The 11779-nt window shown below is 50.2% G+C and carries 11 protein-coding genes; 7 read left to right on the top strand and 4 right to left on the bottom strand.

Going from position 1 to position 11779, the window contains the following annotated elements; all coding sequences use genetic code 11:
- Positions 1 to 1269, bottom strand: a 1269-nt coding sequence (locus ACKPQ4_RS03505) for a hypothetical protein (protein ID WP_407679826.1), incomplete at its 3' end; no start/stop codon positions are given.
- Between the two features lie 71 nt (positions 1270 to 1340).
- On the opposite strand from ACKPQ4_RS03505, the gene ACKPQ4_RS03500 reads away from it, so the two are divergent.
- The 4 genes from ACKPQ4_RS03500 to ACKPQ4_RS03485 all read left to right on the top strand — a co-directional run bounded on the left by ACKPQ4_RS03500 (position 1341) and on the right by ACKPQ4_RS03485 (position 5208).
- Positions 1341 to 1526, top strand: coding sequence for a hypothetical protein (locus ACKPQ4_RS03500; protein WP_407679825.1), 186 nt, complete (start codon positions 1341 to 1343; stop codon positions 1524 to 1526).
- A 396-nt stretch (positions 1527 to 1922) separates the two neighbouring features.
- The gene (locus ACKPQ4_RS03495) at positions 1923 to 3323 is read left to right on the top strand and encodes a sulfatase (protein ID WP_407679824.1); all 1401 of its coding nucleotides are present in this window, start codon (positions 1923 to 1925) and stop codon (positions 3321 to 3323) included.
- Positions 3324 to 4163 carry an alpha/beta hydrolase gene (locus tag ACKPQ4_RS03490; RefSeq protein WP_407679823.1) on the top strand — a complete coding sequence of 280 codons (840 nt, stop codon included), beginning with the start codon at positions 3324 to 3326 and terminating at the stop codon, positions 4161 to 4163. It begins immediately after the preceding gene.
- A 67-nt stretch (positions 4164 to 4230) separates the two neighbouring features.
- Positions 4231 to 5208, top strand: a complete 978-nt coding sequence (locus ACKPQ4_RS03485; protein WP_407679822.1) for a hypothetical protein — start codon at positions 4231 to 4233, stop codon at positions 5206 to 5208.
- Between the two features lie 109 nt (positions 5209 to 5317).
- Here the strand turns inward: ACKPQ4_RS03485 and rph are convergent, their stop codons facing one another.
- Genes rph through ACKPQ4_RS03470 form a run of 3 tightly spaced genes read right to left on the bottom strand, consistent with a single transcriptional unit; the run spans position 5318 to position 7843 of the window.
- Positions 5318 to 6082 carry a ribonuclease PH gene (rph, locus tag ACKPQ4_RS03480; protein ID WP_407679821.1) on the bottom strand — a complete coding sequence of 255 codons (765 nt, stop codon included), beginning with the start codon at positions 6080 to 6082 and terminating at the stop codon, positions 5318 to 5320.
- A gap of 1 nt (position 6083) precedes the next feature.
- Positions 6084 to 7436 carry an MBL fold metallo-hydrolase gene (locus ACKPQ4_RS03475; RefSeq protein ID WP_407679820.1) on the bottom strand — a complete coding sequence of 451 codons (1353 nt, stop codon included), beginning with the start codon at positions 7434 to 7436 and terminating at the stop codon, positions 6084 to 6086.
- Positions 7433 to 7843, bottom strand: a complete 411-nt coding sequence (locus tag ACKPQ4_RS03470; RefSeq protein WP_407679819.1) for an ApaG domain-containing protein — start codon at positions 7841 to 7843, stop codon at positions 7433 to 7435. The genes ACKPQ4_RS03475 and ACKPQ4_RS03470 overlap by 4 nt, the downstream gene beginning before the upstream one ends.
- Before the next feature lie 130 nt (positions 7844 to 7973).
- Between ACKPQ4_RS03470 and purH the strand changes: the two genes are divergently transcribed.
- From purH to ACKPQ4_RS03455, 3 genes are read left to right on the top strand one after another with little or no spacing between them, the layout of a single operon-like run.
- A complete protein-coding gene (gene purH, locus ACKPQ4_RS03465) occupies positions 7974 to 9527 on the top strand; it encodes a bifunctional phosphoribosylaminoimidazolecarboxamide formyltransferase/IMP cyclohydrolase (RefSeq protein WP_407679818.1) in 1554 nt (517 codons plus the stop codon).
- A 45-nt stretch (positions 9528 to 9572) separates the two neighbouring features.
- Complete coding sequence (locus ACKPQ4_RS03460; protein WP_407679817.1) at positions 9573 to 10373, top strand: M48 family metallopeptidase; 801 nt, start codon at positions 9573 to 9575, stop codon at positions 10371 to 10373.
- Positions 10370 to 11749: a M20/M25/M40 family metallo-hydrolase gene (locus ACKPQ4_RS03455; RefSeq protein WP_407679816.1), complete on the top strand. Its 1380-nt coding sequence runs from the start codon at positions 10370 to 10372 to the stop codon at positions 11747 to 11749. The genes ACKPQ4_RS03460 and ACKPQ4_RS03455 overlap by 4 nt, the downstream gene beginning before the upstream one ends.
- Positions 11750 to 11779: the final 30 nt, after the last annotated feature.

The raw sequence follows: 11779 nt of genomic DNA, 5'->3' as shown, positions 1-11779 counted from the left end.
ATCAGCTATGAAACTAGGAGATCCACTTGAAATGGGAGTTCCTAATTTATAAGGATGGCTAGAGGCAAGGGAACCGGCCAAGCCCCACTTGTGGGCGAGGTAGCCCTCGATTTTTTGGCGTTCAGAATCGGAAACAGTAGAACCGGCAAAAATTATTTCCGATAGATAAGCACTCATTGGATAATTACCAGATGGTGAAAGTGCTCCAATGGCAGTTGTGTTCGTTCCCGCATTACCTGCGGCCTCGGTGAAGTCAGTTGAAGAGGCACCATCCAAGGAAACGGAACTTCCATTGGTCACTCCAGTATCTAAAATAATAGATAGGATGTGGTAATCCGTGTCTGGAGTGCGGGTAGACTCAAATGGGGTTGTTCCTCCTGCATTACTTACACCCCACTTGGCCACCGAGTTGGCATCAAAATTTAGGGTTGCTAATCTATCCCATCCTCCATTGTCGGATCCAAAAAGAGAACCTTCACCAGTTGTCGATTTTGAAGCAAACACAACAAAAATCGAAAGATCAGCCATAGTGGAACGATTGATGTTGATCGAGCTAACCAAGAAATCGCCGGTGAAGTCTATTACATTTAGACCATTTTGAGTGGCCGTATTGGTACTTGGCTTGTTATCGGCGGTTGATTGGGTTGCATGCTTGCTGTTACCACTCTTATCATTCCATTGGCTGACGGCATTGGAGGAATGAGTGATGGTGGATGCATCCGCTGCATCCAGCCATAGGTTCATGCTGGATACTTCAGAGGGAGAAAAAAGCTTTTTGGCGGTTCCGTGGCGGCCGGTGCCGGAGGAGTCGTTGGCATTTTCACTGTCGAAGTCCCACCGACCCTGCAAATTGGCTACCCCCACAGGGGCGGAGGGGAGAAGCACACCCAGGCTACGGCTGACCACCGTTCCCCCGGAATTGGATGCAATTGCCCGGAAATAATACACCTTTTCCAAATTGGGGATGGTGATGGTGGTGGAAAAGGTACCGGCTGCCTGGTTGGTCGAAATTGTTTCCTCGTTGTCCCAGGCGGTGGAGGGGGTGACTGCAGTTCCTCTGTCCTCATCTCCCCAGCGGATTTTCACTGTGGGGTTCTGCCCACCGGTGCTGTTCAACACTCCGGTAAGCACCGCCGTCTCCCGCGAAGGTTGGTTTACACTCATCGCCCCGAAACCGGCCGGGATGATGGTCTGGGCAATGGCGGCGGTGGTGCCAACCAGCGAGCCAAGGGTGAAAAGGAGGGCTTTATGGATGCGTATCGATCTCATGATATAATTTTGAGCGTAGCGTTAAGGGCAGGGCAAAGAGTTGCTTGGGTTAAAAGGAAAAATTCCCAACCATGAGCGAATGGGAAAAAAGCTGGTGGCGAGCACATGGCAGCAAGCGCGTGAGAGAAAGCGTGCCTGAGCACGCAAAAGAACACCTATTAGCCTTTAAAACCACCCCACATAACACCTTATTTGAGGGTGCCATCATATCTCTTCTGTTAAAGAAGGTCGCTAGATTGGATTGGAGCGATGGATAACCGATGAAACTTAGGAGTTAGGAATAATTAATACTTACGCGTGCGTAAGACTTGGTTTGGGTGAAATGGATATACCAACATATCCCCCTTCATCTTTGTGAAACGAAGAGTGTTTGTCTGTGGGCTGTTGGTTTGCTTAAAAAGCATGGTTGTAGGGTATTAACACTTAATCAACAAATGATACGCCAAACCAATAACAAAATTAAAATTTCTTTTAAATTATTATAAATTCGTAAAATATATTATATATTTATGTTATTTATTAGGTTATTTTTGCTAAATTTATAAACTTAGATCAAATCGTTTCACTCGCTTACGAATTCCTTATCCGAAAATCATCCTTTAAACATCAGATCGCTCTTGTTCTTTCGGTGATTTCTTGGTGAATTTCAAAGAATGGACAGATTTATTAAATTATATGCCCACTTTTTATTACTGACCTTGGGTTGTCTCCCCATGCAGGGTTCGTTGAATGTGATCTACCTCAACGCAGATGACCTAGGGGTGATGGATGTAGGGTTTATGGGCAGTAAGCTCTACCATACGCCCAACCTCGACCGTCTAGCCAATGAGAGTATGGTCTTCACGGATGGCTATGCTCCGGCTGCCAATTGTGCCCCTAGCCGTGCGGCTTGCTTTAGTGGGCAATGGGCGGTGCGCACCGGAGTTTACACCGTGGGTACATCCGAGCGGGGAGATGCAAAGGATCGCATGCTTATTCCCACGCCCAACCGGATGCATCTTGAAGATGAGGTGATCACCATCGCTGAGGAATTTAAAAAAGTAGGTTATCGTACCGCCCAATTGGGAAAATGGCACCTTGGAGAAGACCCAACCAACCAAGGGATTGATATTAATGTGGGGGGAAATACAAGAGGGGCTCCCCCTACCTATTTCAGTCCTTATCAAAACCCTAACCTCAAAGATGGACCGAAAGGAGAATACCTTACCGACCGCTTGACCGATGAGGCGATTACAATTTTGGAGAAATTTAAAGATGATCCCTTCTTTATGTATTTCCCTTTTTACAGCATTCACACCCCGTTACAGGGTCGTCCCGATCTCAAGAAAAAATATAAAAACAACAAGCAAGTGCACGCCGATTATGCGGCGATGGTGGAGTGCCTGGACGAAAATGTGGGTCGTTTGATGGGAGCCCTCGATGAACTTGGTTTGCGGGATAATACAATTGTTTTGTTTTCCTCAGATAATGGAGGAATCCGAAAATTATCGAAACAGGACCCGTGGCGGGCAGGGAAAGGTTCTTATTATGAGGGGGGAATTCGTGTGCCGATAACAGTACGCTGGCCTGGAGTGGTGGAAGCCGGTTCCACTTGCTCGGTGCCTGTGACCGGACTTGATTTTTACCCCACTTTTTTGGATGCAATTGAGGCGAGCCCATCGACGGGCAAGGTATTGGATGGAAAGAGTATACTTCCTTTGCTTACGGGTAAGGGATCGTTTCCTAAAGATCGTACTCTTTACTGGCACTTTCCGGTTTACCTACAAAACTATGCCGGCGAGGAGGACCAGTCTCGTGACGCCAAGTTTCGCACCCGTCCGGGTACTGTGCTCCGGAAAGGAAAATGGAAACTGCACGAATATTTTGAGGATGGAGCGCTCTTGCTTTACGACCTCGAAAACGATCCTGGCGAGACCCATAACCTTGCATTGGAAAAACCAAAGAGGTTACAGGCTTTAAAGGAGGATATGTATGCCTGGCGTAAACGGACCGGATCTCCGGTGCCCTCCAAGCGAAACCCCAAATACATTCCCCAAAAGATTTCTACCCGCTAGATGGATTCATCCATGAGATCTATTTGCAGTTTTCTTACCCTGTTTCTTACCTCTGTCCTGTGGGCGGATGATCCTGATTTGCAAATCTATAAGGAGGTGGATGGATATTCCCTGAATCTTCATATTTTTCGTTCCCCAGCTCATATTTCGGGAGCAGCGCCCAAGCCTGCCATCGTCTTTTTCTTTGGCGGAGGATGGGCCGGGGGCACGCCAACCCAGTTTTATCCCCAGTGCGAATACCTAGCGGATCGTGGAATGGTGGCAATGGCAGCCGAGTACCGGGTGAAATCCAGGCACAATACCACACCTTTCGAATGTGTGATGGATGGAAAGTCTGCTCTTCGCTGGATCCGTAAAAATGCGGCCAAGCTGGGAGTTGATCCGGAGCGGATTGGAGCGGGGGGAGGATCCGCTGGGGGACATGTGGCTGCGGCAGTGGCTACTGTGCCAGGTTTAAATGAAGAAGGGGAGGATCTTTCCATCTCCTGCCTGCCCGATACCCTGGTTCTCTTCAACCCAGTCTACGACAACGGACCCGGTGGCTTTGGGTATCCAAAATTGAAGGACAGATACCGGGAAATTTCCCCGATGCACAACCTGCGGGAAGGTATGCCCCCGACCATCGTTTTCCTGGGGGATCAGGACAGATTGATCCCGGTTTCCACCGCGGAAAAGTTCCGCGATGAGATGCGCAAACTGGGCAATCGTTCGGAACTGGTGGTTTATCCGGGCCAATCCCATGGTTTTTTTAACCAAGGAAAGCCGGGAGGTGGATACTTGAAGACCTTACAAGAGATGGACAAGTTTTTAAATTCTTTGGGCTGGTTAGAAAAATATTAGAAACTTTGAAGATCAGAAAAAGGACTGGGGTTGCCAATTTGAATTTTCCACCCTTCAATAACCTATCATGGGTTTGTTGAGAGCAAGAATGGGGTGGGTGATCGGGTTGCTCGCCGTGATTGCCCTGCTTGATTATTTTTGGATCGCTCCGGCCAACCAGACCTATGCTAAGAGCTATTTGAACGAAAGTATTGTACTCTCTGCCTCGACTTATGCGACCTGCCGGGTAATTAACGGCGGTGTATCCTCACTGCAGGAATCGAGCATCAGTATTAGCCCTTGGGGTGTGGGGATTGAGTATGAAGCCGGGCAGATTCTTGATCCCATAAATGATGCGGTGGAACGCTTGTCGGAGGCTTGCGTCCATTCGATGGCTCTGTTGGGTGTCCAGCGGATTGTGCTGGGAATCATTAATCAGTACGGGGTATTTCCCTTCTACCTGGCCCTGTGTGTTTTTTTGGGATGTTTACTGGTTGGCAAAGGAGCAAGGTTTGCCCGTTTGAGCGGACGTTTGGCCCTTCTGCTTTTACTCCTTCGTGTATCCACCCCGGTGTTGTGCTTTCTCGGTTCCCAGCTTAATCATCAATATTTTGATCCACGCATCGAGGAGCAGGCAGGGCAGTTGGCAGAGATGAGAGAGTTGGCATGGGCGGAGTTTGAGACTGATAGCCCGGTTCTTGAGGGAAAGACAGCCAGCACGGCCCCCCACCTTTCTCTATTACCTGATTTCTTGAGGGATATTGGAAACAAGGTTTCCCACTATGCGGAGTGGATGGAGAAAAGAACAAGGGCACTCAAGAATGCTCTGGTTTATTTCCGCGATCATTTTTCCGAAATTATGGAAAGCTTGACCGCTCTATTTGTACTAATGATCGAAAAAATCATCCTTCTGGCCATTCTCCTTCCCCTGGCTACGCTCTATGCTTTGCGCAAGGCTTACAGTTGGTTGGCAGAGGAGGAGCTCGATTGTTGGATTCCTCAATTATTTAGCCAATCGAGTAAACCCCGAAAGCAGGGCAATGAATTGGCAGGTAATTCGTCTTAGCCTTAATCTTTTTTTTCCTTCTCGGGAAGGTAGCGAGAAGTGGTCGGTCGCAAAAAGTTAGATGGAGCTTATCCAATTCAACTGCCAAACTCTAAAAAGAGCAATTTTTCTAATTTAGTTTAGCTTTTTGGGCCTCGATTAATTCACCAATTCCCTTTTCTGCGAGACCAAGGAGCTCGTCCAATTGTTCCCGGGTGTAGGTGGCTTCTTCGCCGGAGGATTGAACCTCTACGAATTCACCAGACCCAGTCATGACGACATTGGCATCTACGGAAGCATCGCGGTCCTCGGGATAGTCCAGATCGAGGGCACATTTTTCCTGGTATACACCCACACTGATTGCAGCGAGATAGTCCCGGATTGGGTCTTCCTTCAACTTTCCAGATTCAAGCAATCCATTGACTGCGATGCGAGTGGCTAACCAGGCTCCGGTGATCGAGGCAGTACGCGTGCCTCCGTCTGCCTGAATAACATCGCAATCGATCCACAGGGTCTTGTCGGTAAGTTTTTTTAGGTCCAGCACGGCCCGGAGGGAACGTCCGATTAATCGTTGGATTTCGATGTTTCTTCCATCCTGGCGGCCCCGGCTGATTGGACGGTCTTTGCGGGTAAGGGTGGCGTACGGAAGCATGCTGTACTCGGCAGTAAGCCAACCTCCCTGAATCTTTTGCTGACGCATCCATCCAGGCACCCGGTCTTCGATCATAGCCGAGCAAATGACCCGGGTATTGCCAAAGGAACAAAGCACGGAGCCGTTGGCATGGGGGGCAATACCGGTCTCAAAAGTAACGGCACGCATTTCATCGAGAGCCCGTCCGGAGGGGCGTTCAAAAATTTGATCAAGTTGGGAGGCTAGGTCGGTAGGTTCGTTCATGTTAGACATCATATTCAATTAAAGGTTCGGGGTCGAGTGCAGGAAGGTTACGCTCTTTAAATTTTTGTAAAAACCAGGCACGGGCATCGGGGTCTCCATGATGGAGAATTATCTTTCGCGGGCTAACCGCCTCGGCATAGGCAAGGAGTTCGTCACGGTCGGCATGACCACTCAGGTCGTACCGGTGTACAGATGCACGGACTTTCTGGCGAATATCGATGGCATCGAACAAGAAATCTTCCCCGTGCTCGGTTTCGAGCAATTGTCCACCGGGAGTGGAAGGATCGCAATAGCCCACAAAAAAGAGCCCGTTGCGATCGTCACCGAGCATGGAGGAGGCAAGCATGTAGGAGGGGGTGTTTTCTACCAGCATTCCACTGCTTACGAGGTAGATTCCTCTCATGGGTAGGGGTTCGCCGGGTTGTAAACGGCGGGGAAGAGGTTGGGCCCCAAGGCTGCGCAAAACTTTGCGTTTAAAATGTACCCGGTTGAAATTCTGGGAAATTTGATGGATGTGATTGACCAGGTCCATTCCCAGGCCAGAACAAAACACCGGGGTGGGGGGAAGGACCTTGTTTTTTCTCGCTTCGTCAAGGACGACCAACATTTCCTGCATCCTTCCCAGGGCAAAAACGGGAATGAGTACGGATCCTCCACGGGAGAGGGCTTTGCGAATATCTTCGAGCAGACGAGTAATTTCTCCTTCTCTTTGCTGACCAGGCGGACGTTCGGCACCACCCCGCGTGGTTTCCATGACCAGAAGGTCGACGGGGTGGCGGGGTAGTTGAGCTCCGTCGAGGGTGCGCAGATCATTGAATAATAAATCCCCGGTAAAAAAGACGCTCTTTCCTTGGTGGGTGAGCTCGAAGGATACGGCCCCGGCAACATGCCCGGCATGGTAGGCAGTGATTTCAATGGCCTGCCCATTTTTCTCGAACACCACAGGTTCTTCAATGGGGATAATTTCCATACGGTCGTAAAGGGCAAGAAGGTCGGCACGTCCGTAAAGAGGAAGTTCGGGTAGGTTGAGTTCACTGCGCTGACGTTTCATCACCGCGAGAGAGTTGGAAAGCATGCGACGGGCCAGGATGGAACTTGGGTAGCTAAGAAAAACGGGTGCCCGCGGATTTTTGCGTGAAAGCAGGGGCAGGCTACCCAGGTGATCGAGGTGGCAATGAGTCAGGAGGATAAAGTCGAGGCCGTCTGGATCGATCTGGTCGTGCCGGGGGACGGAATCGTTACCCGCATGCTTGGGGTGCAGCCCAGAGTCGAGGGCAAAACGAAAGGGCCCGATCTGGCAATAGGTACAATTTGCCCCGATTCCACCGTGGGGATTAAGGTCGGTAAATTTCACGAAGTAGAGGGAGGAATAGATGAATCAATAGGGACTTCCAAACGAAATGAATCCATGCGGACATGTACTTTATTTCCCTGCTCGTCGACCCCGTGAAATGACCCACGGGCCTCTGCCGATAGATGGGTTACATGGTAGCTGTTGTAGGAAAAAGAACCGCCGGGTTCAAGCACGGGGCATTCTCCCACAATCTTATCCCCCTCGACCACGGTGGTGGTGCCATCCTCATTGACGAGAATCCATTTTCTGCCCAGCAGGGTAATGGTGGACTCAGTCAGGTTGCGAATGGTCACGAAATATATGAAGGCATGCAGATGAGTTCCCTGAACGGCAGACTTTTCCTTGTGATGGACGAGTTTGTCGAGCTTGGCTTGGAGACCGTTCAGTTCTTTGCTGTCTTCTTGCACGGTTGATTAAGGAAAACAACCATAGCAGGGCGCGCATGTTTGACCAATTCTTTTTCACCGAGTTCAACGAGTTGTCCACAATTGGTGGAAAATCCTTGCCCGAAACCCATTGACTTGCAGTAAGTTTTTGATGTCCAAATTTGCACTGCTTTCGGTAAGCGATAAGACCGGGATTGTTTCCTTTGCCCGGGCCTTGGTCGATCACCATGATTTCACCCTGCTGTCCACTGGGGGAACAGCCCGTTTGTTAAGGGAGGAAGGGGTGCCAGTTACCGATGTTAGCGACCATACCGGCTTTCCCGAAATGATGGATGGTCGGGTAAAGACTCTCCACCCAAAAGTTCATGGGGGCTTGCTTTGCTTACGCGATGACCCCAAGCACCAGGCTGCCGCCCAGGAGCATGGAATTGGCATGATCGATCTGGTGGTGGTCAACCTTTATCCGTTTGAAGAGACCGTTGCCCGGGCGGGGGTTAGCTTTGCCGAGGCGATCGAGCAGATCGATATTGGTGGGCCTTCGATGTTGCGCAGTGCGGCCAAGAATCATCGGGATGTAACCGTAGTCTGCGACCCGGCAGATTATCAACAAGTTTTAAACTCTCTGGGAAGTCCACCAGCAGAAGCAGGGGATTTGCGTCGCCAACTTGCTCAGAAGGTCTTTGCCCGAACTTTTACCTACGACCGGGCGATCAGTGAATATTTAAACAAGCAGGATGATGAGATTCCTGATTTGGATGCCATCTCCGGCTTTCCTAAAAGCCTCGAAATCCAGTCTTCCAAGGGGATGAATTTGCGCTACGGAGAAAATCCTCATCAACAAGCCGCCCTCTACGGACAATTCCTCGATCATTTCGAACAGTTACAAGGAAAGGAACTGTCCTATAACAACATATTGGATGTCTCTGCTGCCGCCTATTTAATCGGAGAATTTGAACGTCCAACCGTGGCCATACTCAAACACACTAATCCCTGTGGAGTTGCCACTGCAGATGATTTGGAAACTGCCTGGGGGCGGGCCTACGCCACCGATCGTCAAGCCCCGTTTGGAGGAATTATTGTGGTCAATAATACTTTAGACCTGGGTTTGGCCCAAAAGATAGGGGAGATCTTTTGTGAAGTTATTATTGCCCCTGGGTTTACCGAGGAAGCCCGCGAGGTTTTTGCCAAAAAGAAAAATTTACGACTCCTCATATCCAAAGCGGGTTTTGGAGCCGAGACTTTACAGGAAATACGCTCCGTACCCGGAGGGTATCTCGCTCAGGATAGGGATCAGAAAAAAATTAACCCCAAGGCGTTTGAAGTGGTGACCAAGCGTCAACCCAGCGAGGAGGAATGGCGCTCGATGCTTTTTGGCTGGCGGGTGGTCAGGCATGTCAAAAGTAATGCGATCGTTTATTCCGGGGATGAGTGTACCCTGGGAGTTGGCGCCGGGCAGATGTCCCGGGTGGATAGCTCTCGCATCGCGGTTTGGAAGGCGGGCGAGGCTGAACTCTCCCTTACTGGATCCTCGGTGGCGTCGGATGCTTTTTTCCCTTTTGCTGATGGCTTGATTGCCGCGGCCGAGGCGGGGGCAACTGCCGCTATTCAACCGGGCGGAAGTGTGCGTGATGAGGAAGTGATTGCCGCTGCCAATGAGCGTAACCTGGCCATGGTCTTTACCAAAAATCGCCATTTTAAGCATTGATCGGTTCTTGTCTCTATCCTGAACTGCGTTAAAAATAATCAGTTAATGAGGTTTTTTCCCCAAGCTTTTCAATGGACCGTGCTAGGTCTGTTTGCCTACACTTTTTTACTTATCGGTTGTGGGCAAGCTATGCTTTCCGATGAATACCTAGCCAACCGTTCCAAAAAAGAGTTTGTTAAAATGAAGAAGAAGGAAACGGTCTCCTCCAACAAATCCCACCAACAAATGATTCAGGAAATTGGTGAACGGATTGCCGGCGTTGCCCAGGTCGATTTGCCCGGTACGGACTGGGAGTTTGTGGTTTTTCAAAAGGGCGATGCCAATGCTTTTGCTATGCCCGGTGGAAAAGTGGGGGTGAATAGCGGTTTGATTGATCTGGCTGCGGGTAATGAGGATGAGATTGCTGCGGTCATGGGCCATGAGATTGCTCATGTTGCATTGCGACACAGCAACAAGCGAATGAGCCAGGCGATCGGACTTGGGGTGGGGGGTGTCATTCTTGATGTTGCCCTGCGCAACCAAAGCTCGACCGATCGGATGCTTGGTCGGGCAGCTTACGGAGTTGGGTCCACTGTTGGGGTAGCCTTGCCCTTTAGCCGGGAAAACGAAATGGAGGCTGATCATCGAGGCTTGTATTATTCTGCTATGGCTGGTTACGATCCAAGAGGTGCAATTAGTTTTTGGCGAAAAATGGAAGCAAAGAACAAAGGAAAACGGATGCCTCAATTTCTGTCCACCCATCCAAACCCGGGCAACCGTATTCAATTTTTAGAGGAGAAAATGGACCATGCACTTGGTCTTTACCGGCAGGCAAAACAAGCGCGGGGAGAGCGAAGCAAAGGATGAGTCTGTTACTCGAAAATCCGGTCGAGGCCTTGCGGCGTTATGTCGCTCATCCCAGCGTCTCGGCAGACTCTTCCTTTTCTGAGGGAGTTACCGGGGCCCGGGATTGTGCCTGTTCCATGCTTCGTGAACTGGGGTTTGCTGTGGAACTGGTCGATACCCCCATTCATCCTGTAATCGTGGGAACACGGGGAGATCCTTCCTGGCCCGGTATTGTTATCTATGGACATTACGATGTTCAACCTCCCGATCCTCTTGATTTATGGACTTCCAAACCTTTCGAGGCCGTAGAAAGAGACGGGCGTTTATACGGTCGGGGGGCAGCCGACAATAAAGGGCCACAAATCGTCCATATGGCTGCTCTTGCCAGGGCTCTTAAAAAGAACCCAGATCTTCCCCTCCGTATTACTTACCTAATCGAAGGAGAGGAAGAAATTGGCAGCCCGAGTTTTCGAAAATTTCTTGAGGATGGAAAAGACAGGTTACAGGGAGATTTTCTGCTGGTTTCAGATACGGGCAGTCCGGGGCCCCAGCAATTGGCTGTGACCACCGGTTTGCGTGGCCTGGTTGCTTTGGAGGTCAGGGTTTATGGGCCCAGGCAGGACTTACATTCAGGCGTGCATGGCGGAGCCTTACTTAATCCCTTGCAGGCCTTGGCGCGTGCCTGTGCGTCCCTGCACGACGATAAGGGCAGGGTAACTGTGCCAGGCTTTTACGATGCGGTTCAGGTTCCCAAGGATTGGGAGCGTGAAGAACTGAGTAAATTGCCCATCACCGAGGCGGCTTATGCTGAGTTTTTGGGTGCTCCCGACTTTTACCCGCCACCGGGCTATTCGCCTTTGGAAGCAATCCGATTTTGCCCGACTCTCGAATTTAATGGCCTGGGAGGAGGTTACCAGGGAGAGGGCTCTAAAACAGTGATTCCAGCTGAAGCATTTGCCAAGATTACCTGCCGACTGGTACCGGATCAATCAGCTGAGGATATTGCCCAGAAAGTCGAGGCTGCATTACAGGCTGCCTTTCCCCCTGCGGTTCGTGTAGAAGTCGAAGCGAAGGGTGGGGGAGATCCCTATGCGATTATGCCCCCTGGCAAACCCGGAGCCGATGAGCACGCCAAACCTCTTCTCAAAAAAGCATTTCCTCTCGCGGAGGCCTGTATTGAGAAAGCTTTCGGATCGCGTCCCCTTTACTTGCGGGAGGGTGGGAGTATTCCCATTATTCGGGATTTAAAAGAGGTCGCGGGGCTTGATTCCTTGATGCTTGGTTTATTTACCAATGAGGATAATTTGCACGCCCCTGATGAAAGTTTTAACCTCGAAATTATGAACAAGGCGATCTCTGCTTTTGAGGAATTTTTCCTGGGCTTGGCAAAGACCTGAGTTTCTCAGAACCCTTCAGGCGACCCGCAA

It is taken from the genome of Candidatus Chordibacter forsetii, from assembly GCF_964187505.1.
GTDB classification, from domain to species: domain Bacteria; phylum Verrucomicrobiota; class Verrucomicrobiia; order Opitutales; family Seribacteraceae; genus Chordibacter; species Chordibacter forsetii.
Note: the sequence above shows the minus strand (reverse complement) of the source record. Positions and strands in the feature narration are given on the sequence as shown.